Source organism: Seonamhaeicola sp., assembly GCF_028281565.1.
Taxonomy (GTDB): domain Bacteria; phylum Bacteroidota; class Bacteroidia; order Flavobacteriales; family Flavobacteriaceae; genus Seonamhaeicola.
Map to the genome: position 1 here is coordinate 1 of NZ_JANQJQ010000025.1, position 22,991 is coordinate 22,991.

The window sequence follows — 22,991 nt, forward strand, 5'->3', positions numbered from 1 at the left end:
ATTTTAATCACCATTAATTTTTAGAATATGAGTGTTTTAGATTCAAAAGTACCAAAGGGTCCTATTAAAGATAAATGGACTACTTATAAAGATAAAATCGATTTAGTAAACCCGGCTAACAAACGTCTTATTGATGTGATTGTGGTGGGGACAGGTTTAGCAGGAGGTTCTGCAGCCGCAACACTTGCTGAGTTAGGATACAATGTAAAAGCATTTGCATACCAGGATTCCCCAAGACGAGCGCATTCCATTGCAGCACAAGGAGGAATTAATGCAGCAAAAAATTATATGGGTGATGGTGACTCTACATACCGATTATTTTATGATACCGTAAAAGGAGGTGATTACCGTTCCCGTGAAGCCAACGTGTATCGTTTGGCAGAGGTGTCTGCTAATATCATTGACCAATGTGTAGCTCAAGGGGTTCCATTTGCCCGCGATTATGGTGGATTGTTAGACAACCGTTCTTTTGGAGGTGTATTGGTATCAAGAACGTTTTATGCGAAAGGACAAACGGGCCAGCAGTTATTGTTGGGAGCGTATTCAGCCATGAACCGTCAAATAGCACGTGGTAAGATTCAAATGTATAATCGCCACGAAATGTTAGATGTGGTGCTTATTGATGGAAAAGCCAGAGGCATTATCACCAGAAATTTAATTACCGGTGAGATTGAGCGTCATTCGGCACATGCGGTAGTGGTTGCAACAGGCGGATACGGAAATGTTTATTTCCTGTCAACCAATGCTATGGGCTCTAATGTTACAGCGGCCTGGAAAATCCATAAAAAAGGAGCATTTTTTGCGAATCCCTGTTATACGCAAATTCACCCGACCTGTATTCCACGCTCGGGAGATTATCAATCTAAATTGACCTTGATGTCTGAGTCGTTACGTAACGACGGACGTATTTGGGTGCCTAAACATATGGACGATGTCATGGCTATTAGAGAAGGCCGTAAAAAACCAACCGAAATTGCAGAGGAAGATAGAGATTACTACTTGGAAAGACGTTATCCTGCTTTTGGTAACCTCGTGCCTCGTGATGTGGCATCTCGTGCTGCCAAAGAGCGTTGTGATGCGGGTTATGGCGTTAACGCGACAGGCGAAGCAGTGTATTTGGATTTTGCTTCAGCTATTGAGCGTTACGGAAAAGAGCAAGCCAAGATCCAGGGAATAGATAACCCTTCTAAAACAAAGATTCTTGAGTTAGGAGAAAAGATTGTTGAGGCTAAATACGGAAACCTATTCCAAATGTATGAGAAGATCGTTGATGAGAATCCATATAAAACACCGATGATGATCTATCCTGCAACACATTATACTATGGGTGGCGTTTGGGTAGACTATAACTTAATGACTACAGTTCCCGGGTTGTACTGTATAGGAGAAGCAAACTTCTCAGACCACGGTGCAAACAGATTAGGGGCATCAGCGCTAATGCAAGGTTTAGCTGATGGATATTTTGTGTTGCCCTATACTATCGGGGATTATTTGTCCGATGATATTAGAACCGGCGAAATTCCAACAGATACGCCGGAATTTGAAGAAGCTGAGAAAGCTGTAAAAGATAGAATTAACTTCTTTATGAGCAATAACGGTACGAAATCCGTGGATCACTTCCATAAGCGTTTAGGGAAGATTATGTGGGACAAAGTTGGTATGTCACGTAATGAAACAGGTTTAAAAGAAGCCATGGATGAGATCAAAGCTTTACGTGAAGAATTCTGGAAAGACGTCAAAGTTCCCGGTGATGCCAATGAGATGAATCCTGAATTGGAAAAAGCAGGTCGTGTTGCTGACTTCTTAGAATTGGGAGAGTTATTCGCTAAAGATGCCTTAATTAGAGAAGAATCTTGTGGAGGTCACTTTAGAGAAGAATCTGTTGAAGAGTCGGGCGAGCAAAAAGGAGAAGCAAAACGTAATGATAAAGATTTTGCTTTTGTAGCCGCCTGGGAATATAAAGGTGAGCCTGCAGATGCGGTACTTCATAAAGAAACGTTAGAATTTAAAGATATAGAATTAAAACAAAGATCTTATAAATAAGAAAGTTATGTCTGGAAAAGGAATGAATTTAACATTAAAGATTTGGCGTCAGAAAGATGCTGAATCAAAAGGTAAGATGGAAACTTACAAAGTGAATGATATTTCAGAGCACATGTCTTTCTTAGAAATGATGGACGTTCTGAATGAGCAACTAATTGCTGAAGGTGATGAGCCTGTAGCGTTTGACCATGATTGTAGAGAAGGCATCTGCGGGATGTGTTCATTATACATCAACGGTGAAGCTCACGGGCCGGATAGAGGTATTACTACATGCCAGTTACACATGCGTATGTTTAACGATGGAGATACCATTTATATTGAGCCTTGGAGAGCCGCTGCATTTCCTGTAATTAAAGATTTAGTAGTTGACAGAACTGCTTTTGAAAGAATACAGCAAGCAGGTGGTTATATTTCTGTAAACACATCTGGAAATACCCAAGATGCCAATGCCATACCAATTTCAAAACATGCTGCCGATGAAGCCATGGATGCTGCCACATGTATTGGTTGTGGTGCTTGTGTGGCAACTTGTAAAAACTCTTCAGCTATGTTGTTTGTCGGGGCCAAAGTATCGCAATACGCTTTATTACCGCAAGGTCAGGTAGAAGCGGCAGACCGTGTAAAAAATATGGTGGCGCAAATGGATCTGGAAGGCTTTGGTAATTGTACTAACACAGGCGCTTGTGAAGTGGAATGCCCTAAAGGAATTTCTTTAGACACTATTGCCAGAATGAACAGAGAGCTTTTAAAAGCGTCATTTTAGGTATAAAAGATAAAATGTTGTTAAAAAAAACCCATACCTATTCTTAGGCATGGGTTTTGTTTTTTAATATGCAAACCGAAATATTTGTATATTGAATTTATAAAACAACATTTTATTTATGTCTCGATTACATTTAAACATCGCTTTGTTTTTCCTTATTGGTTTTCAAGTGGTATTGCCAGCGCAGGAAAAGATTGAATTGGAAGGATTGGTTAAGGATGAACATGGTTACGAAGTACCATATGCAGCCGTTGGAATTCCTTCAAAATATGTTGGTACTGCTACTACCGAAGATGGCAATTTCTATTTGCAACTAGCAAAGAGTAACCTCGAAGATGTTTTGGAAGTGTCCAGTATTGGCTACTTAACTTTTAAAATTAAAGTCCGGGATTTTCTCAACTTAGAAGAAAAAGTAATTGTTTTAAAGGAGGACATTGTTTCTTTGGACGAGGTGAATATTCTGGCTTCAATAGATTATGTGAAGCATGCTATTAAAAATTTAAAGAATACAACAATAAGTAAAACACATCAACTTAATATGTTGTATCGAAGGTTTTCCACAGAGGCGGAAAAAGCAAGATTTCTTATTGAGCATTATATTAAAGTTGTGGACCGGGGGCCAATAGACCCGCAGTTTATGAGAGCAGAAGTTATTGAAGGGAGAAAGTCGGCGGATTATAGATTTATTAAGGATAAATATCCGGGACACCAGGTTATGGTTACAGCACAAAGAAATCCTTTAAGAGAAGGCATTAACCAAAAAGCATATAATTGGAATAAGATTGGAGATTCATCTTACGATGGTGAAGATATTGTAATACTTGAAGGCGTTGGGAAAAAGAACAAATGGAAAAAAATTAAATTATTTATTGGTGTTGAGACTTATGGTGTTTATAGGATAGAAACATCAGATTTAAATGCCGTTTATATTTACAAGAAAACTAGCGATGGAAAGCTGGTTTTAAGCTACCATAACAGAGTTTGGGAAAAAGATATAGCTATTAACCCAATGCAACGTAAATTATTGCAAACTAATGCGTCAAAAGTAAAGGCATCATACAGGCACGAAGTTTTTGTTTTAGGGGTTGAAACCGATAAGAAAAAGATCAAAGTTGGTAATTATGAAGGTTATAGAAATGATATGGGAGATATGGATGTAAAGTATAATCCTGATTTTTGGAATAACTTTAGCAATCCGCCGGAAACTGCTTTTTATAAGAAGAGTAAAAAAGAGTTGGAATCTATTTATGGCGTTCCTTTAGAGCAACAGTTTAATGCGGTAAATTAGTGATGGGATATTGAGGTATTTCGAAAACTTATATAAACTATTATTAACACTAGTAAATGCTAGTGTTTTTTGTGTTTCCATTGGCTATTCTCAAGAGTGTTCAAAACCTTATTTTGATAGAGAGGCTTTATTGCGACATGTTGAGGCTTTATCTTCGGATGCTTTTGAAGGCAGGCGCACCGGTACTAAAGGTGCTGTAAAGGCTAAAAAGTATATAATCAATCAGTTTTATAGTTTAAAGGTAAAGCCTATAAAGAAGACCTATGAGCAACCTTTTGCATTTACTAAGGGGCGAAAAGAATATAAAGGGACCAACGTGATAGGTTATATAAAAGGCACCTGTGAGCCCAATAAGATTATTGTTATCAGTGCACATTATGACCATGAAGGCATAAAACATGGCAAGATTTATAACGGAGCTGATGATAATGCTTCCGGGTTAGGTGCTTTATTTAGTTTTGCAGAATATTTTAGAAAACACCCACCGAAACATACGGTTATTTTGGCAGCATTTGATGCTGAAGAACTAGGGATGAAAGGGTCCTCTTATTTTGTAAATAACCTGTTCTTTTCTCCAAAAAAAATAATGATCAATCTGAATATGGATATGATCAGCAGAAGCGATAAAAATGAATTATATGTGGTTGGTTCTAACCTAAACAAGTCATTAAAAAAAGCAGTTTGCTGCAACAAATCAAAAAAAGTGAAGCTTGTGGTTGGTCATGATGGGTATGATGGCAAGGAGAGCTGGGTCTATGCTTCAGACCACGCAAATTTTCATAAGAGAGGCATTCCATTCTTGTATTTTGGGGTGGAAGATCATGAAGATTACCATGAGCCAACCGATGATTTTGAAAACATTCATCCGGAATTTTATACCGAAGCTGTGAAGGTCATCATCTCGGTTTTTAATAAAATTGACTCACATTAAAAATAAGCTTTCAACTGAATAGAACCGGTATGAATGGTTCTGCTGGTTTCGGTTTTTCTTCCAAAATAACTCAGGTTTAAGTCCAAAAATTTAGTGAGTTTCTTTTGAGCCAAAAGTGTCCAGGTAAAGTTTTTTCCCGGTTGTAATCCTTCCAACATTTGATATGCTACCGGTGTGTTGACATTGCCGCTAAAGGTATTTGAAAAGACATTGAATTCACCATTGATAGCGCTTTTGGCATTTTTTGAGAACATAAAAGAGGCACCGTATTTTTGTTGTTTTAAAGATTCTAATCCACCGATCAGATTCTCTTTTTTGGCGTATTGATAAAATACATCAAAGCTTGAATTATCATTGAACAAATAGGATAATTTTGGATTAAAACGGGTTTCTTCAAAGTTGTAATTCCTGCTGGTGAAATTCTCACTAACACTTTCATTATCATCTATAGCTGCCAACATATTCATCAGCCAATTATCAGATAGTTTATGGTTAAAATTAAGCTGATGACTTTTTAAACTATTCTGAACAAACCCAATAGACAAGGTATTTCTGCTTTTGTTTTCCAGATACGTATAAGACGTGGTATACTTTTGTTTTCCTCTGTTAAAGAATAGAACATTTCTAAAATTGAGCTGTAAACCCAGTTGATTATCCGCGTCACTTTCAAAAGGATTTAAATTAAAACCAGTGCCGTCCCGTCTAATTTTTCTATCTATTAAATAACTGGTTTGATTATAAAAGTGGGACCAGAATTTCTTTGATTTTTTTGCACTAACGGACCATTGAGAGGGATTAATAGTTATAGTTTGGCTCAACCTGTTTTGGTGTGTTTTTATAAAAACCCTGTTTGGTAACAGCACTCTGATGTATTTCCCCTGGTCTTGAAATTGGGCTATTTCAAATTCTTCTAATTCCTGAATCCCGTTTTCGTTATAATCAATCCATGTGTACGTGCCTTGGCCTGCTTCAACTTCCACATAAGTGAAATCTTGTTGAGGTAGTGTCCCCGAATTAGTTTCAAAAATGGTATTCCATTGCACGATGTTTTTAAAGAGTTTTTGATTGAATTGAAGTCTTGAATTAACAGACTGCTCATCATCAACTCCCGCTTCTTCACTTTTTAAGTTCCGGTAGTTGGCATACCATGATAAATTGGTGTTTTTGTTTTGAATGAGTTTAGAGTCCAGGTAAAAGGTGTTTGAAGTATTTACCTTTTGAAGTTCGTTATTTCTAATACTGTCATTCACTCTGTTTTTAAATCCAACTTCTACAAAAACTTTGGTACTGTCACCAACACCCATAAATAATTCATACGATTTAAATTTTTGACTCAGCGGTGTTAGCGTGTTGGTGGCCACCTCTTTTTGTTCGTTGTCTTCAATAGCTAACTTGGTCCCAATCCAGCCTTTCCTCATTCCGTAGGTAACCGTGCTATGTGACCTTAAAAAAGTGGATTCATTTACATCAGATGTCGCATTTAAAAAACTGGAATAGGAGTTAATCCTGAATTTATTCAGTAATAAATTAATATTGGCTACATGTCTGTTTCCGTTGAATCCATCAGAATAATTTAAATGCTCAAACTGATAATTGACCAGTCCTTTTTTAGGATGAAACAAACGTAAACCCGAATGCATTAAGGTCTGGTCTCCAATATTGATGTTGGAAACCGTGCCGTTTGAAGACAGTAAGTTCCAATCCCTGGCAAATTCAGCATTGTATAAACGTTCAATAGTTCTGAAATTATCTTGGATATGATCTGCATTGGCAAAGACATTCAGGGACCAAAGACTGTCTTTTTTTATTAAGCTTTGTTCGATATTTAACTTACCGGCGAATCCGTTGTTATCATCATCATCCAAACTTGAAAATAAGTTTAGATCGTTTTTACTGCCGGCTAATTCAAAAGCTATATTGGTCTTTTCATTGGGTTGATAACTTCCATTAACAACCGCGATTTGAAGCCTTGTAGGAGCTACCAGTTGAACAATGGGAGCGTAATCTCCCAAACCAATCCCAACATATTCGTAAATGTTATTAATGGCATTGATATTACTGAGTATGTAATCACCTTGATTGGCACCAACCCGGGTAAAGGTAACCCGGTATAATTCGTCATTGGGATCGTTAGAAAACACAAAAGCTTCCACACCGCCAATAAGCTCTTTTCTATATAAAATGCGATTTTCATTTAAGGCTTCCTGAACTTCAGAAGGTGCGACCATTTGTGAACGATCATCACCGGCATCAGCGAGAATTTGTACTTGCGCTTCAGATAGGTTTTGCTGTAAAGGTTGGTTTTTCGCGTCGCTTTCGGAATACACCGAAACACCAATTTTTAATTTTTCACTAGTCAGGTTGCCACCGCCGTAAGCCACGAAGCGGGAATAATTGCGCTCACTGAATTGATAGTCCACAGTGATACGCATCTCCGATGTAATGGGATAGGTGGAGTTAAAAATAATTTCTCCGGCGTTATAATCTATAATATAATCCTGGTCTTCACCGCGTTTTACGGGAACACCATTCACGTAAATGGTTTCACTTCCGGACACAATGAGTACGAACAATTCGCCATTTTGCCCTTGTAATTTGTAAGGCCCCTGATTGCCTTCCTGTGCTGTAAACTGGCTCCGGGTGAATTGTCCGCGTACAATAGCCCCGGCGGCAAATACATTAGATTGTGTATTATCATTTCCTAAATTCGCATTAACCGATAGCCCCTGAACACGTTTGGAAAACCTGGCAAAATAGGAGTTGTTATTTTGTAGGTCAATATCACCGGCTCTAATATTCCAAGTATCACTAAACAGCTCAATAAAAACCTGGTCAAACTCATCCAGACGTTGACTATAGCCACTTTCTTGAAGTGGAATGTTCGCATCCTGAATAGACGCTCTAAGTGACACTTTATCGTTTAGTTTTCCGGTAATCTGTAAATCCAATTCACTGTTTAAAACCGAGTTCTGATTATTTCCAATGGTGACACCTCTGGAGATGCTTCCGGAGGTTGTTAAGCCGTCAAAAGGTGTAAAGGTGTTATCGGTATTGGGTTGTGATAGTTTATAAAGGGTTTGGGTATTGCTGTTATCAGAAACTATAATAGACTCATCTAATTGCTTGTATGTTTTAGTCAGAAACTCGGGAAACTTCAAATAGTTAATAAGGATAGAGTCGGTTTCAACGGGTTTTTTAAATACTAAAAGTGCTTTTGCAAAATCAATTTGATAAAAAGAGGAATCAACTAAAGTCTGGTCTTTTCTTCTTATGGAAAATGCGTTGGAATTGATACTAACACTATCAATTTGAATAGTATCTTTTACTGCTACTTTTACTATTTTGTAGTTAGAATTTTGCTCCTGAGCAAATCCATAGATACTAATGGTAAAAAGAAGAAAAAGTAAAAAGTATTTCATTTAGATACTTAAACTGCAATTAGTTTAAAATATTTTGTTAGTAAAAATGCTATTTTGATAAGCCTGAAAAACACTTTCGAAATAGCTATTTGAACTAATCCCGCTGAAAAACGGGATCTCGTCAAGTCATTTTATCAGAAAACCGTAAAATGTCACTTAATTTAATAGTGTAAAAGTAATGCATTATTTATTTTAGCTGAAATGTCCGGAACTATTTGAAAAAGAGTTTTGCGTCAAGCTGAACTTGTTTCAGTTTCACATACCTAATAGTGAATAGTTTTAAGAAATTCAGAAAGACAAACAGACGAAATGAAAATAATATCCTATAACGTAAATGGCATAAGAGCAGCAATTAATAAAGGGTTTTTAGACTGGCTAAAAGTAGCCGATCCGGATGTGATTTGTTTACAGGAAATTAAAGCCTTAAAAGAGCAATTGGATCTGAGTGTTTTTGAAGAAGCCGGCTACAATTACCATTATTGGTTTAGCGCTCAAAGAAAAGGGTACAGTGGTGTGGCCATTTTAAGTAAAGAGAAACCGGATCATATAGAATATGGAACGGGCATTGAATCCATGGATTTTGAAGGGCGCAATTTGCGTGCGGATTTCAATAATTTTTCAATTATGAGCCTGTATTTGCCTTCTGGCACAAATATTGCTAGGTTGGAACATAAACTAGAGTATATGGCTATGTTTCAGGAGTACGTGAACAAGCTTAAAAAAACCATTCCAAACCTTATCATTTGTGGCGATTACAATATTTGTCATGAAGAAATAGATATCCATAATCCTAAAGGCTTAAAAAATGTTTCTGGGTTTTTACCTGTGGAACGTGAGTGGATCGGTGCTTTTATAGATAGCGGATTCATTGATTCCTTCCGGTTTGTAAACCCTGAAAAGCAACAATACAGTTGGTGGAGTTATAGAGCCAATGCACGAGCCAATAACAAAGGTTGGCGATTGGATTATGCCATGGTTGCCGAACCCTTACAAGAAAATATAAAAAGAGCCGTTATACTCTCGGATGCTGTCCATAGTGATCACTGTCCGATACTACTTGAAATAGATAAATAATTTAATACTGTCAAACCCAAAAACCTAACCTAATGATTAAAAGAATCTCACTCTTAGTACTGACCTTAGCAGTTTTTGCTTCTTGTGTCTCTCCAAAAATTTATAAAGAACTGGAAGGGAAATACAATAATTTAAAAAACGAGAACCGGAAACTTTCTGACGAAAACGAAGCCCTTTTAAAAGCTAAAAATGCAGCTACCAATGAGTTAAAACAAATTCAGGCCGCCTATGAAGAGGCGTTAGCCGACCGTGACAAGTTACGAGCCGATTACAATGCTATGAGATCTAATTATGAAGCTTTAAAGGCATCGTACGAAGCTTTGGAGAAAAACAGTTCGGAAGCCATTGCAAAAAATTCACAAAAGAACAGGGAACTCTTAGCGCAGTTAGAAGCCAAAGAACAAGCTTTAGCAGCCGAAAGTGCCAGATTGGCAAAGCTTAAAAAGGAATTAGAGGATCGTTCTAACAGAGTTGCAGAATTGGAGAAAGTGATTGCCGATAAAGACGCCGCCATGAGTGCTTTAAAAGATGCCATTTCAAGAGCCTTAACAGACTTTGAAGGCAAAGGACTAACCGTAGAGCAACGTGATGGGAAAGTGTATGTTTCCATGGAAAACAAACTGTTATTCAGTTCAGGAAGTTGGGCTGTTAATGCAGAAGGCCGAAGAGCGGTACAGCAACTGGGGACCGTGCTGGGGGACAATCCGGATATTGCGGTTTTAATTGAAGGTCACACGGACAACGTGCCTTACAAAGGTAGTGGCCAATTAAGCGGCAACTGGGATCTGTCAACAAAACGTGCCACTGCGATAGTTAATATCTTAAGGGAAAATGCCGCTATCAATCCGGAAAATCTAACAGCTGCCGGACGTGGAGAATACGCACCGGTTGCCACTAACGATACCGCAGAAGGAAAAGCTAAAAACAGGCGTATAGAAGTTATTTTAACACCTAAGCTGGATGAACTTTCCAGGTTGTTGAATGACAATTAACATGCGGGCGACTCCTTAAATGATGAGGAATTTGGTAAGCGACTCTTTTATTTGTCATGCTGAACTTGTTTCAGCATCTCACCAAGAGCTTAAATAATTACCCAATCATTGATACAATAAAAACCTTTCAGGGATCAAAAAAAACCTGAAAGGTTTTTATATTTACTACCACTAAGGATTCCGAAAGATCAAATTAAATCTATCATTCCTGTCTTTCGGCCTTAGCCTGTCCTGAGCCGAGATGAAGGGCTCAAGATAAACTTTGGCAGGAATCCACCGAATAATGACAAAATATAATAAATGAAATATACAACACTACCTAACACCGATATAAAAGTCAGCAAAATATGCCTGGGCACCATGACCTGGGGCAATCAAAACACCCAGGAAGAAGGCTTTTCACAAATGGACTATGCCTTTGAGAAAGGGGTGAATTTCTTTGATACCGCCGAATTATACCCGGTGCCCGCCAATGCGGAAACCTATGCCGATACCGAAAGGATCATAGGAAACTGGTTTAAAAAAACAGGCAACAGGGATAAGATCATACTAGCCACAAAAATTTGTGGCCCTGGAGCATATACGGCCCATGTTCGCACAACAGGATTTAGTACCGAAGCCCTTAAGGAAGCACTAGACAACAGTTTAAAACGCTTGCAAACCGATTATATCGATCTATATCAACTGCACTGGCCGGAGCGACAAGCCAATTTTTTCGGACAACGAGATTATATGCATAATCCCAATGATACCTGGGAAGATAATTTTAATGAGATCCTTCATACATTACAAGGTTTTATTGAAGCCGGTAAAATCAGGGAAATAGGAATCTCGAACGAAAAGGCATGGGGCACCATGCGTTATTTAGAGGAATCCAAAACCAATAATTTACCAAGAATAAGGACTATTCAAAATCCATATTCTTTATTGAACAGAACTTTTGAAGGGGATCTGGCAGAATTGTCTATTAGAGAAAACGTGGGTCTTTTGGCCTATTCACCATTGGCTTCCGGTTCGCTTTCCGGAAAATATATTAGTGGCAAACTACCTAAAAACTCCAGGTTTGATTTGTTCCCCAGGTTTGCAGGACGTTATAACAGTCCACAAGCCTTAGAGGCAACAGAGCGGTATTTTGAATTAGCAAAAGACTATGGTTTGTCTCTAACTCAAATGTCCTTAGCCTTTATAAACCAGCAACCTTTTGTAACAGGTAATATCATTGGAGCCACCACGCTTAAACAACTGGAAGAGAATATAGGCAGTATTGATGTCCATTTAAGTGATGAGCTAATAACGCAAATTAATGCCATACATAATGCCATACCTAATCCGGCACCTTAAACTTTAAATGGATCATGACATCCGTATTAAAAAAGATTGATGCGACTATTGCAAAGTATATGAAGCTTTGGGGTGTTCCTGCATTGCGGATTTCCTTTGCCATTATCTTTTTTTGGTTTGGAATTTTGAAACCTTTTGGATTATCGGCTGCCATTCCATTGGTGAAAGCTACTGTGGTTTGGTTACCCTTTATTGAACCGGATGTGTGGGTACATGTTATTGGCTGGTGGGAAGTAACCATTGGTATTTTGTTCCTGTTTAAAAAAGCAACCCGTATTGCCATAGCCTTGTTGTTTCTACAAATGACCGGTACGTTTATGCCTTTAGTGTTCCTGCCGGAGGTAGTGTATCAAAACAATAACGTGTTTTTACCTACTATGGAAGGACAATACATTATTAAAAATCTAATGATCATTTCTGCTGCGCTTGTGGTTGGCGGAAAGTTTTATGAGAAAGCTTAGCTTCTCTTGATACAAGGTTAAATTATAAATCTTAATTTTATTAGGTGAAATTCTTCTGGTATACCAACTTGTGAAATTTAAAACTATGAGAGCAATAATTGCAATATGCTTCTGTACATTTTTGCCATTGGGGATGTACGCCCAGAGTATCATTGGTGCCTGGGAAGCCTTTGAAACTTCAGATAATGGAGATAAGATAAGAAGTGTGGTAATTTTTGCAGAAGGTTACCAGGTACTGGCAAAATATAACGCCACTACTGGAAAGTTTATTCACACTAATGGCGGCACTTGGAAATTGGAAGGTGATACCATGACTGAAAAAGTTGAGTTTCATACGGATAATGCAGAACGTGTGGGAACTGAGGTGAGTTTTAAAGTGATCATTATTGACAATACCATCCAAATTGCCGGTGGTACCGACATGAAATTAAAAAGAATTGATAATGGCACCCCCGGAAAACTGCAAGGCGCCTGGTTAATGTCCGGTAGAATAAGAGACGGCAAAACCCAGACACGGGATACAAACAGGCCAAGAAAGACTATGAAGATGTTATCCGGAACCCGATTTCAGTGGATAGCCTATAATACCGAAACCAAACAATTTATGGGAACCGGTGGCGGTACGTACACTACCAAAGATGGCGAGTATACCGAGAACATCGAATTCTTTTCCAGGGATGATTCCAAAGCAGGCCTTAGCTTAAAGTTTAATTATGAGTTGAAAGATGGTAACTGGCATCATTCCGGGCTCTCCAGCAAAGGTAATCCCATTCATGAAATATGGAGTGTTAGGGAGTAGGTTTTTAGTAAGGCAAACAGTTTTGACATTTTAATCCTTGTATATTTTTTCTACCAAATTATTTATAAAGGTTTTAGCTTCCTTTAAAACATTTTTGTTTTTGAAATCTTGCAGTAATACTTTTTCTAACCATTTAGATTTGTTACTAGCACCGATACTTTTATCAAAGCTTTCAAGTTCACCCACCGGCAATGGAAAAATCCCAATGTCATTTAAATAGGCTATAACTTCTGAACAAGCGTGATGAGCGTCTCCCGAAGGAACAAATGTTAACCCCTGTTTTTTTGCAAAAGACCACGCTGTTGAAACTTTTAAAACGTCTTTAATTTTGTTTATTTGTTTTCTGTCTAGATTTGTAGTTTTAACTGAGTCAAGTATTTCTAGTATTTCTTTTTTTGCTTCTTCTTTATCTAGTTGAGATTTAATTTGATTTATTTGAGTATAAAATATTTTCCATTTAGGCTCTACAATACTCCAATCTCCATTATGGGCTTCAATTAGCTCTTTTAGGGGTGTTTGATTATTGAATATATCGAAATCACAAATAGAATAAGTTGGAACAGAAATTTTCTTAAGAGCTTTAACTATGGTTGGGATTTTAGCTTTTCCATGTGCAGGAACGAATAAAGTGTCTGAAATTTTATGATAACGATTATCATTTTCAAATTCAGAATCTAATAACACTGAGAAAAACTTACAATCACCATCACTTTCACATATTATTACACTTTTATGGAACAATCCATCAATAATATTAGAATACTTCAATATTGGATCTATCCATATACTTTTGATATCATTATTATTTAATAACGCTCCTGAATTGACTTCTTTATTTCTTGATATTCTGATGATATTTATATTCTGATTCTTACTTTCTAAAATACCTTTAATCAAATCAGAACTATGAGTTGAAATGAAAATTTGTCTTTCAGAAAAGAGTTTTCCAATCAATTTTCCTAAAAGTCTAGTTTGCGGCGGGTGTAAGAATGCTTCAGGTTCATCAATTATTAATGATGGTTTATTACTAGAAATCATCTCTAATAAAATGGAAACAAAACTCCGCATACCATCACCTTGATCTGATAAATTAGATAACTCTTTAACTCTGTCATTATATGATTTTGATAAATAGTCTTCACTTTCCAATAATTCGGGTCTATTTCCAACTTTTAAATAAATTGTCTTTCCAGAAAACCTATCTACTATCAAATCTAAATTAAATGCTTGTCTAAAATAATTATTAATCTTATCCTCAAATGATTTATCTAGGTACATAAAATCAATTGGATGTCTAGGTTGTTCTTTATAATAATCTAGACAAGGTCTGTCATTTGAATGAGTAATTCTTTGTTCAGCAAGCATTGTTTTAATGAAAAACTGACCAAAATATCTGTGATCACTACCCCAAAGTTTACTTCCTTCTTCAATAGTGCGAAGATTACCTGCAATGTTGAATTTGTAATTTGAACCAGTTCTTATTGATTCTAAAAAAGTTGCAATATCGTTTTGAGAGCCAACGCTTCTGATACTTATATTTGTAATTACATCGTGGTTAGCTCCCCAACCACTCATATGAGACAACATATGTATGTTCTTAAGTGCAACAGTTTTTCCAACATTATTAGCTCCTACAAAAATTGTAATTGCATTTTCTTTAATTGAGATTTTTTCTCCATTATTGAACTCAATATTTTCTATTATCAATTTTGGAATCATATTCGAATTATCATTTAATGTAAAGATATGTGAAATTAAGTTTTTTCTTATAAAAAAGAAACCAAAAGGGAATAGTTGGATTAATAGCGTTATGATAGCAGCCCTTCGACTACGCTCAGGATAAACTCTATTTTCTTTAAACAAAACAAATGTACCGTCATTACGAGGAGGTACGACGTGGTAATCTCTTTGCTGATGTGAGATTGCCACAGGTAATTAGAAATTACCTTCGCAATGACGTATTTTTAAAGATTTAGCTCTTCCGTAAGCTTGGGGTAAGCAATTAATTTTGGTAAACACTGTTGTTTGCAGGTAGATGCGTTAGGGATTGCAGCGGCATCCTTTTTTGAGGTACGAGAAAAAGATATAGCGGAAAACCCGACCCGATAGGGTAACGCCCAAAAACAAAAAAGCCTTACTAAACAAATAGTAAGGCTTTTTAAGTTATTTAATTTGATTACCATCTTTATCGAAAAAATGATATTCTAAATATGTGTAAGCATCTCTTGGTAAAATTTTAACCCATTTTTTATGTTCAAAAAACCATTTTGAACGTATAGATGGAAAACCTTTGGTTAAAAAGGCTGCTATAAAAGGATGTGTGTTTAAGGTCACCTTTTTATAGTCTTTTCTGAACAATACTTCAAGATCCTGCGTTATTTTTTGTACGAGTCCGATGGGTGCTTCAATTTCGGCACCGTTAATCCCGTTAGGATTTTCCTCGCGGGTTTTAATATTCATTTCAGGACGTACACGCTGTCTTGTTATTTGTATCAGGCCAAATTTACTGGGTGGCAATATTTTATGTTTTGCCCGGTCATCTTTCATTTCTTCACGAAGATGATTAAAGAGCTTTTGCCTGTTCTCGGCATTGGTCATATCAATAAAATCTACCACTATGATACCGCCCATATCACGTAATCGTAATTGACGCGCCATTTCTGTAGCAGCTATTAAATTAACTTCCAGTGCTGTATCCTCCTGGTTACTGGCTTTGTTTGAACGATTTCCGCTATTTACATCTATAACATGTAAAGCCTCGGTGTGCTCTATTACTAAATAAGCACCTTTAGCCATAGAAACGGTTCTGCCAAAAGAGGTTTTTATTTGTCTTTCAATCCCGAATTTTTCAAAAATCGGAACTTTAGACTGATACAATTTAACTATTGATTCTTTCTTTGGTGCAATTTCTTGCAGATAATCTTTTACTTGGTAATAAAGCTCTTCATCATCAACTGTTATTCCGGTAAAAGTGTCGTTAAAAATGTCTCGTAAAATAGACGAGGCTTTATTCATTTCTCCTAACACTTTACTGGGATGATGGGCTCTATGTAACTTTTTACACATTGCCGTCCAACGACTAAGCAAATTCTGTAAATCTTTATCTAGTTCGGCTACTTTTTTGCCTTGTGCTACCGTACGTACAATAACGCCAAACCCTTGTGGTGTTATACTTTTTACCAGGCGTTTTAGACGGTCTTTCTCTTCGCGTGATTCTATTTTTTGTGAAATAGAAATACGGTTAGAAAAAGGCACTAAAACAATATATCTACCGGCAATAGAAAGCTCTGAGCTTATTCTCGGGCCTTTGGTTGATATGGGTTCTTTTACTATTTGTACTAATAGCGATTGATTTGATTTTAAGACATCGGCAATTTTGCCGTCTTTATCAATATCTTTTTCAAATGGGAAATTCTTTAAAGAAAAATTTCTTAGTTTACCTGTGCTTACACGTTTTGAGAATTTTAAAAGTGAAGGCAATTTTGGGCCTAAATCATGATAATGCAAAAAAGCATCTTTTTCATAACCTACATTAACAAATGCAGCATTTAAACCCGGAACCGTTTTTCTTATTTTGGCTATAAACACATCACCAACCGAAAAATTGTTCTCGTCTTCATCCTTTTGTAATTCAATTAGTTTTCCATCTTTTAATAAGGCAAAATCAACAGCATCGGAACTAGATCGGATGATCAATTCTTTATCCATGTAGTTAATTTTTATCCATACCTTCTAGTCTACAGTCTCAGTGTTCGGTTTACAGTATATTAACTGCTAACTGTGGCTGAAAACTGCCAACTGAATTGTACAGATGGATTAAACAATATTTTTTTGATTGTTTAAAAAAGGTGTCATTCTGAATGAGCATGAAGCATTTATTGGTTCAACTTTAAGTTGTGATAAATAGGATACTTCGACTGCGCTCAGTATGACAGTACAAATCAATTTTAAACAATACATCACAGGATTTTTACCCGTGGAGTTCACATGGAACTCATTTCAAAGAACGTTTTTGTTTTTTAACCAAAAAAGTAGTTAATCTAACTACTTTTTTGATTTATTTTTTCTTTTTGTGACGATTAGCGCGTCTACGTTTTTTACGCTTATGCGTCGCTACCTTATGTCTCTTGCGTTTTTTACCACTTGGCATAAATAGTGTATTTTTTTAATTAATAATTTATTCGTTTAATACTGAATAATCCCGATAGCTATCGGGACAGTATTATGTTTTATTACTTAACGTCCACGTTAGTTTTTACACCTTCAACAAAAACTTTTGCAGGCTTAAATGCAGGAATGTTATGAGCAGGTATTTTAATGGTAGTGTTCTTAGAAATGTTTCTACCGGTTTTTTCTGCTCTTGTTTTAATAATGAAGCTGCCAAAACCTCTTAAATACACATTATCGCCACTTTCTAATGAAGTTTTTACTTCTTCCATAAAAGATTCAACAGTCGCTTGAACATCTCCTTTTTCAATTCCTAATTTCTCAGAAATTTTTGCTACTAAATCAGCCTTCGTCATTTTAAATTTTTATTTTTTAGATTACTATATAATATTTTTAAGGGATGCAAATATAGGGATTTAATATTCAATATTTCAAACCTAATTCATTAAAATTTAATATTATAAACGTTTATTTTAGCACTTTGTAGAAAAAGTGTCAATGCAATTTTCAAAAATCTTAATTAACTGGTATTCAATAAATAAGCGTGAACTTCCATGGAGACAGACAAAAGACCCATATTACATTTGGCTTTCCGAAATAATTTTGCAGCAAACACAGGTTAAGCAGGGGTTACCATATTATTATAGTTTTTTAAAAGCATTTCCGTCGGTTTTTCATCTGGCAAAAGCCGATGAAAGTAAGGTGTTAAAATTGTGGCAGGGCCTCGGGTATTATTCCCGAGCCAGAAACCTTCATGCCACCGCAAAATATATAGTGGATGCATTAGAAGGTGAATTCCCAAACACCTATAAAGAGTTATTAAAATTAAAGGGCGTGGGCGATTATACTGCCAGTGCGATAGCGTCCATTTGTTTTAATGAACCAACGGCTGTAGTTGATGGTAATGTATACCGAGTATTGTCACGTTATTTTGGGATAGATTCACCTATAAACAGCACCAAAGGGAGCAAGGAATTTAAACAACTAGCTCAAGAACTTATTGATAAAAAGCATCCCGCTAATTTTAATCAGGCCATCATGGAATTTGGAGCAGTACAATGCAGGCCTCAAAATCCGGATTGTTCGGTTTGCCCGTTAAGTGATTCGTGTATAGCTTTTAATAAAAATAAAATAAGTGAATTACCGGTTAAAATTAAATCCGCAAAAGCCAAAAAAAAGTATTTCAATTTCCTGGTCTTCATTTCTGAAGATGGGAAAACTATTTTAGAAAAACGGGAAGGCAAAGGTATTTGGCAAAACCTGTATCAGTTTCCTTTAGTGGAAACAAAATCGAATGTGGATTTTAAAACTTTTAAGAGACAAACAGTAACGCATGACTTATTAAAAAATGTGCCGTTTGATTTATCGCTTTATAATGAAGACAACATAGTTCATAAGCTATCCCATCAGCATTTATACGTTAAGTTTTGGATAGTAAAAGTTAAAGAACTTCCCGTTGAAGGCATTCCCGTTACCGATATATATCATTATGCAGTACCCATTTTAATTGGGAATTTTATAGAAGTATTTCATTTCTAAAAAGCCCTTAAACCATATTTTTTTATTAATTTTAAAAAAGAGTTACAATTAAGTAATTTTGCATCTATAATAAATTAAAGCTATGTCAGGAACGTTAAATAAAGTTATGCTAATAGGGCATTTAGGAGATGAGGTGAAAATGCATTATTTTGAAGGTGGCGGGTGTGTTGGCAGGTTTCCTTTAGCTACTAATGAGACCTATACCAACAGGCAAACCAATGAACGCATTACCAATACCGAGTGGCACAATATAGTAGTTAGAAATAAAGGTGCCGAAATTTGCGAAAAGTATTTAAGCAAAGGTGATAAGGTTTATATAGAAGGACGTTTAAAAACACGTAAGTGGCAGGATGATAGTGGTAATGAACGTTACAGCACCGAAATTCAATGTACGGATTTTACCTTTTTAACTACTAAAAAGGAAAGTGAGCAAAATGCACAAGCCGCTGAGAGTCCGCAACAGCCTGCTGCAAATCAACAACAATCGGTTAGCGAACCTATTGAAGACGAAAACGATGATCTTCCGTTTTAAAATGAAAAAGCACGTCTCAACTTTGGTTGAGATTTCATTAATTTGTCATTCCTGTGAAAACAGGAAGCCGTCAAAAGTTTTTAAAAACTTTTTGTTTAACTAAAACCAAAGTATTTGGACCCTGATCCCGCGAGTTTTTTAAATTTAGTCATTGCATTAGATTTTTCAATGATTTCCAGCTTTGCATTGCTGGTTCTTCTTTTAGTTTGTTCTGCACTTATTTCGGGAGCTGAAGTGGCGCTCTTCTCGCTCACTAAAAACGATATTGAAGTGGGTTTGGAAGAAAAGTCTAGACGCATACAAGTGGTTTCAAAACTTCTGGAACATCCTAAAAAATTACTGGCCACTATTTTGGTAGCTAATAATTTCATAAATATTGCCACGGTTATTTTGTTTGCCTATTTGGGTGATTTTATGTTTGCGGACATAGCAGATCCAAGAGTGAAATTTATCATTGAAGTTGTTGTTATCACTTTTCTTATTTTGCTGTTCGGTGAAATTTTGCCAAAGATCTATGCCAGTAGGAATAATGTTAAGTTTGCGTCTTTTATGGCCTATCCGTTAAAGGTTTTAGATGTGATTTTCTCGCCAATTAGTTTGCCAATGCAAAGTGTAACCCTGACCATTCATAATAAACTGGGTAGACGAAAATCCAATTTAAGTGTAGATCAGTTATCACAAGCTTTAGAGCTTACAAGTGAAGAAGACACCACTACGGAAGAACACAAAATATTACAGGGGATTGTGTCGTTTGGAAACACTGATACCAAACAGGTCATGAGACCTCGCATTGATATTTTTGCGTTAAATATTGATCAGAAATATGCCGAGATCATGCCTGAGATCATTTCAAACGGATATTCCAGGATTCCGGTATACGAAGACAATATTGATCAAATTAAAGGGATCCTTTATGTGAAAGATTTACTGCCTCATATCAATAAAAAGCAGTTTGATTGGGTGCACTTAATTAAAGAACCGTTTTTTGTTCCGGAGAATAAAAAGTTAGACGATTTAATGGCTGAGTTCCAGGAGAAAAAAGTGCATTTAGCGGTTGTAGTTGATGAATATGGCGGAACGTCCGGGTTAGTTTCTTTGGAAGATATTATTGAGGAAATAGTGGGTGATATTAGCGATGAGTTTGATGATGAAGATTTGCAATACTCCAAGCTGGATGCTAACAATTATGTGTTTGAAGGTAAAACGGCCTTAAAAGACATTTATAAGATTACTAAAATTGAAGATGAGGCCCTTTTTGAAGAAAACAAAGGCGAAGCCGAAACCATTGCAGGTTTTGTTCTGGAAATATCAGGGAGTTTCCCAAAATTGAATAGTAAAATAAATTTTAGAAATTACGTTTTTACTATTGAAGCTTTAGATAGAAAAAGAATTAAACTTGTAAAATTTACAATCAATTAATTTTTATCACATTTATCACAGACGGATCACTGTAACTGCAAACTGAATACTATACTATGATTTTAAGGGCAACTTTCAATTTATTGTTAAAAACGTTCTCGATAATGGGCATTTTAATGTTAGTGTCATGTGGTGAAGATTATAAACCCAAACCCAAGGCGTTTTTAAGACTGGATTACCCGGAAGCCAAATATGTTGGAGCTAAAGTTGAAATGCCTTTTACTTTTGAGACCAATATGTTGGCCACTAAACTCATCTCAAAAAAAATGAAGGCTTCTACCGAAAGTTATGGCATCAATATAGAATACCAAACCTTAAAAGGTACCATATTCTTAACATACAAAGCTATTGAAGGTAATAAAAAGAATCTGGAAGATTTTTTACGTGATGCCCAAAAGCTTACGTTAGAGCATACTAAAAAAGCTGATGAAATTCCGGTAACGCCCTATGAGAATAGCAGCCAAAAAGTTTATGGAATGTTATCGGAAGTAAAAGGCAATGTAGCCTCTCCGGCACAGTTTTACGTCACCGATAGTGTGAACCATTTTTTAACAGGGTCTTTATATTTTTATGCAAGACCTAATTACGATTCTATTTTACCGGCAGCCAATTATTTGCAAAAAGATATTAAACACATTATGGAAACCATCAGGTGGAAATAAAACTTCCATAAAACGGCATGTTGTCAACCTGAACTTGTTTCAGGTTCTCATTTCAAAGGTGATTTTTAAGATTCTGAAATGAATTCAGAATTATACGTTTCTATTCTTTTTAGTTTTTAGTTGAAAACGCTTCAACAGTTTTCATGTCACTTACTTTATAAATATCGGCAACATTGGTTACGGTTGTTTCTAAAGACGTTGGAGTTACTTTAGCTTCATTATATTCAACCATAGCTAACTTTCTGTCAAAATCAACAGTAGCTGATTTTACACCTTCCATCTTGGCTATTTTCTTTTCAATGGTTTTAGCGCAACCTATTTCACAGGTCATACCATCAATGGTAAACTCGGCTTTTGCGTAAGTGGCATTTGGGTCTATTGTTTTTGAAGCTTCAGCAGCGACTTCAACCGTTTTCACTTCCGGTTTGGTTTCGTTTTTACAACTAACAGTTAGTAAAACCATTATTGCAAGCGCCATAATACTTTTTAATGTGTTCATTATATGAGATACTTTTAAAATTAAAATGAATTTAATTAAACGGGCATTAATAATCAAAGGGCTTAAGAATATATTAACACCTGATATTGTGCAAAATTACTAAATAAAGCTGTTTTTTTAAGTTAAAAAAGTTGAATTTTGTGTTTCAAAAGAAACACCTATGAAGGCGCTTCATCCTAAATGGATCTACCTGTTTATACTGTCAGTAATTTGGGGAAGTTCATTTATACTCATTAAAAAAGGATTAGAAGGGTTAACACCCATGCAACTGGGAGCGGTTCGAATTATATTTACGGGTATATTTCTTTTTATCATAGGATTTAAAAAAGTACATGATATTGCCGTTAGAGATTGGAAATGGATGATTCTAACAGGATTATTGGGTACATTTTTTCCGGCATTTCTTTTTGCCTTTGCAGAAACGGAAATAGATAGTGCCATAGCTTCTATTTTAAACTCGTTGGTGCCTTTGAATACTATTGTACTTGGGTTTTTTGTGTTTAAAATAAACTCTACCAAAAGACAGGTTTTGGGTGTTTTTATTGGACTGGCAGGAACCATCATGTTAATTATGAATGGTGCTTCTTTAAACCCCAATCAAAATTATTTGTACGCTGCTTTGGTAATAATAGCCACGTTCATGTACGCTGCCAGTATTAATATTTTAAAACAACATCTTCAACATGTGAACGCCTTAACAATTGCTATTGGAAATTTTGTGGTTATTATAATTCCGGCGGTAGTGATTTTAATTTGTACCGGTTTTTTTAAAGAAGAAGTTCTTACAAATGAACATTTAAAACCAGCTTTGTTATATATGGTACTCTTAGCATTGTTTGGAACAGCTATTGCTAAGGTACTGTTCAATAAATTGGTGCAGGTGTCTACACCGGTTTTTGCATCTTCTGTAGCTTATTTAATGCCCATAGTTGCTGTTTTTTGGGGTGTTTTAGACGGAGAGCAATTTGGTTTTTTGCAGGCTATAGCAGCTATTATGATACTCATTGGGGTGTATTTGGCACATAAAAAAAGGACCTGATCATCTGAAATAATCAGGGCTAA

Annotated in this window: 19 protein-coding genes; 14 read left to right on the top strand and 5 right to left on the bottom strand. The window is 36.1% G+C overall.

The window, feature by feature from the left end:
- The first annotated feature begins 27 nt into the window (after positions 1 to 27).
- The 4 genes from Q0983_RS11930 to Q0983_RS11945 all read left to right on the top strand — a co-directional run bounded on the left by Q0983_RS11930 (position 28) and on the right by Q0983_RS11945 (position 5,025).
- Positions 28 to 2,043 (top strand): fumarate reductase/succinate dehydrogenase flavoprotein subunit, encoded by a 2,016-nt coding sequence (locus tag Q0983_RS11930; RefSeq protein WP_299553332.1) that lies wholly within the window; start codon positions 28 to 30, stop codon positions 2,041 to 2,043.
- 22 nt (positions 2,044 to 2,065) lie between these two features.
- Complete coding sequence (locus Q0983_RS11935) at positions 2,066 to 2,806, top strand: succinate dehydrogenase/fumarate reductase iron-sulfur subunit (protein ID WP_299553782.1); 741 nt, start codon at positions 2,066 to 2,068, stop codon at positions 2,804 to 2,806.
- A 118-nt stretch (positions 2,807 to 2,924) separates the two neighbouring features.
- A complete protein-coding gene (locus Q0983_RS11940; protein ID WP_299553335.1) occupies positions 2,925 to 4,094 on the top strand; it encodes a carboxypeptidase-like regulatory domain-containing protein in 1,170 nt (389 codons plus the stop codon).
- Between the two features lie 10 nt (positions 4,095 to 4,104).
- Positions 4,105 to 5,025 (top strand): M28 family peptidase, encoded by a 921-nt coding sequence (locus Q0983_RS11945; RefSeq protein WP_299553338.1) that lies wholly within the window; start codon positions 4,105 to 4,107, stop codon positions 5,023 to 5,025.
- Here the strand turns inward: Q0983_RS11945 and Q0983_RS11950 are convergent.
- Positions 5,022 to 8,444, bottom strand: coding sequence for a hypothetical protein (locus Q0983_RS11950; RefSeq protein ID WP_299553341.1), 3,423 nt, complete (start codon positions 8,442 to 8,444; stop codon positions 5,022 to 5,024). The genes Q0983_RS11945 and Q0983_RS11950 overlap by 4 nt on opposite strands.
- Positions 8,445 to 8,753: 309 nt before the next feature.
- Between Q0983_RS11950 and Q0983_RS11955 the strand changes: the two genes are divergently transcribed.
- From Q0983_RS11955 to Q0983_RS11975, 5 genes are all read left to right on the top strand, one after another.
- Positions 8,754 to 9,518, top strand: coding sequence for an exodeoxyribonuclease III (locus Q0983_RS11955; protein WP_299553344.1), 765 nt, complete (start codon positions 8,754 to 8,756; stop codon positions 9,516 to 9,518).
- A 32-nt stretch (positions 9,519 to 9,550) separates the two neighbouring features.
- Entirely contained in the window at positions 9,551 to 10,510 is a 960-nt protein-coding gene (locus tag Q0983_RS11960; protein WP_299553346.1) for an OmpA family protein, read from the top strand.
- 300 nt (positions 10,511 to 10,810) lie between these two features.
- Positions 10,811 to 11,851 carry an aldo/keto reductase gene (locus Q0983_RS11965; RefSeq protein ID WP_299553349.1) on the top strand — a complete coding sequence of 347 codons (1,041 nt, stop codon included), beginning with the start codon at positions 10,811 to 10,813 and terminating at the stop codon, positions 11,849 to 11,851.
- 14 nt (positions 11,852 to 11,865) lie between these two features.
- Positions 11,866 to 12,312, top strand: a complete 447-nt coding sequence (locus Q0983_RS11970; protein WP_299553352.1) for a hypothetical protein — start codon at positions 11,866 to 11,868, stop codon at positions 12,310 to 12,312.
- Between the two features lie 85 nt (positions 12,313 to 12,397).
- Entirely contained in the window at positions 12,398 to 13,111 is a 714-nt protein-coding gene (locus Q0983_RS11975; RefSeq protein ID WP_299553355.1) for a membrane or secreted protein, read from the top strand.
- Positions 13,112 to 13,141: 30 nt separating this feature from the next.
- Here the strand turns inward: Q0983_RS11975 and Q0983_RS11980 are convergent, their stop codons facing one another.
- From Q0983_RS11980 to Q0983_RS11990, 3 genes are all read right to left on the bottom strand, one after another.
- Positions 13,142 to 15,040, bottom strand: a complete 1,899-nt coding sequence (locus Q0983_RS11980) for an AAA family ATPase (RefSeq protein ID WP_299553358.1) — start codon at positions 15,038 to 15,040, stop codon at positions 13,142 to 13,144.
- Between the two features lie 234 nt (positions 15,041 to 15,274).
- On the bottom strand, positions 15,275 to 16,819 hold the full coding sequence (locus Q0983_RS11985; RefSeq protein WP_299553360.1) for a ribonuclease E/G: 1,545 nt from the start codon (positions 16,817 to 16,819) through the stop codon (positions 15,275 to 15,277).
- 524 nt (positions 16,820 to 17,343) lie between these two features.
- Positions 17,344 to 17,634, bottom strand: a complete 291-nt coding sequence (locus tag Q0983_RS11990; protein ID WP_076698473.1) for an HU family DNA-binding protein — start codon at positions 17,632 to 17,634, stop codon at positions 17,344 to 17,346.
- A gap of 142 nt (positions 17,635 to 17,776) precedes the next feature.
- On the opposite strand from Q0983_RS11990, the gene mutY reads away from it, so the two are divergent.
- The 4 genes from mutY to gldD all read left to right on the top strand — a co-directional run bounded on the left by mutY (position 17,777) and on the right by gldD (position 21,430).
- Positions 17,777 to 18,817: an A/G-specific adenine glycosylase gene (mutY, locus tag Q0983_RS11995; protein ID WP_299553370.1), complete on the top strand. Its 1,041-nt coding sequence runs from the start codon at positions 17,777 to 17,779 to the stop codon at positions 18,815 to 18,817.
- Positions 18,818 to 18,899: 82 nt separating this feature from the next.
- A complete protein-coding gene (ssb, locus tag Q0983_RS12000; protein WP_299553374.1) occupies positions 18,900 to 19,349 on the top strand; it encodes a single-stranded DNA-binding protein in 450 nt (149 codons plus the stop codon).
- A 114-nt stretch (positions 19,350 to 19,463) separates the two neighbouring features.
- Positions 19,464 to 20,768 (top strand): gliding motility-associated protein GldE, encoded by a 1,305-nt coding sequence (locus tag Q0983_RS12005; RefSeq protein WP_299553377.1) that lies wholly within the window; start codon positions 19,464 to 19,466, stop codon positions 20,766 to 20,768.
- 104 nt (positions 20,769 to 20,872) lie between these two features.
- Positions 20,873 to 21,430: a gliding motility lipoprotein GldD gene (gene gldD / locus Q0983_RS12010; RefSeq protein WP_299553381.1), complete on the top strand. Its 558-nt coding sequence runs from the start codon at positions 20,873 to 20,875 to the stop codon at positions 21,428 to 21,430.
- A gap of 109 nt (positions 21,431 to 21,539) precedes the next feature.
- Here the strand turns inward: gldD and Q0983_RS12015 are convergent, their stop codons facing one another.
- Positions 21,540 to 21,929, bottom strand: a complete 390-nt coding sequence (locus Q0983_RS12015) for a heavy metal-associated domain-containing protein (RefSeq protein ID WP_299553384.1) — start codon at positions 21,927 to 21,929, stop codon at positions 21,540 to 21,542.
- Positions 21,930 to 22,089: 160 nt separating this feature from the next.
- Here Q0983_RS12015 and Q0983_RS12020 point away from each other — a divergent pair, with 160 nt between their 5' ends.
- Entirely contained in the window at positions 22,090 to 22,968 is an 879-nt protein-coding gene (locus Q0983_RS12020; RefSeq protein WP_299553387.1) for an EamA family transporter, read from the top strand.
- Positions 22,969 to 22,991: the final 23 nt, after the last annotated feature.

Excerpts from the sequence above, each read along its gene's own strand:
- Q0983_RS11930 (WP_299553332.1), top strand. The coding sequence starts at position 28 with ATGAGTGTTTTAGATTCAAAAGTACCAAAGGGTCCTATTAAAGATAAA.
- Q0983_RS11935 (WP_299553782.1), top strand. The coding sequence starts at position 2,066 with ATGAATTTAACATTAAAGATTTGGCGTCAGAAAGATGCTGAATCAAAA.
- Q0983_RS11940 (WP_299553335.1), top strand. The coding sequence starts at position 2,925 with ATGTCTCGATTACATTTAAACATCGCTTTGTTTTTCCTTATTGGTTTT.
- Q0983_RS11950 (WP_299553341.1), bottom strand. The coding sequence starts at position 8,444 with ATGAAATACTTTTTACTTTTTCTTCTTTTTACCATTAGTATCTATGGA.
- Q0983_RS11955 (WP_299553344.1), top strand. The coding sequence starts at position 8,754 with ATGAAAATAATATCCTATAACGTAAATGGCATAAGAGCAGCAATTAAT.
- Q0983_RS11960 (WP_299553346.1), top strand. The coding sequence starts at position 9,551 with ATGATTAAAAGAATCTCACTCTTAGTACTGACCTTAGCAGTTTTTGCT.
- Q0983_RS11965 (WP_299553349.1), top strand. The coding sequence starts at position 10,811 with ATGAAATATACAACACTACCTAACACCGATATAAAAGTCAGCAAAATA.
- Q0983_RS11970 (WP_299553352.1), top strand. The coding sequence starts at position 11,866 with ATGACATCCGTATTAAAAAAGATTGATGCGACTATTGCAAAGTATATG.
- Q0983_RS11975 (WP_299553355.1), top strand. The coding sequence starts at position 12,398 with ATGAGAGCAATAATTGCAATATGCTTCTGTACATTTTTGCCATTGGGG.
- Q0983_RS11985 (WP_299553360.1), bottom strand. The coding sequence starts at position 16,819 with ATGGATAAAGAATTGATCATCCGATCTAGTTCCGATGCTGTTGATTTT.
- Q0983_RS11990 (WP_076698473.1), bottom strand. The coding sequence starts at position 17,634 with ATGACGAAGGCTGATTTAGTAGCAAAAATTTCTGAGAAATTAGGAATT.
- mutY (WP_299553370.1), top strand. The coding sequence starts at position 17,777 with ATGCAATTTTCAAAAATCTTAATTAACTGGTATTCAATAAATAAGCGT.
- ssb (WP_299553374.1), top strand. The coding sequence starts at position 18,900 with ATGTCAGGAACGTTAAATAAAGTTATGCTAATAGGGCATTTAGGAGAT.
- gldD (WP_299553381.1), top strand. The coding sequence starts at position 20,873 with ATGGGCATTTTAATGTTAGTGTCATGTGGTGAAGATTATAAACCCAAA.
- Q0983_RS12015 (WP_299553384.1), bottom strand. The coding sequence starts at position 21,929 with ATGAACACATTAAAAAGTATTATGGCGCTTGCAATAATGGTTTTACTA.
- Q0983_RS12020 (WP_299553387.1), top strand. The coding sequence starts at position 22,090 with ATGAAGGCGCTTCATCCTAAATGGATCTACCTGTTTATACTGTCAGTA.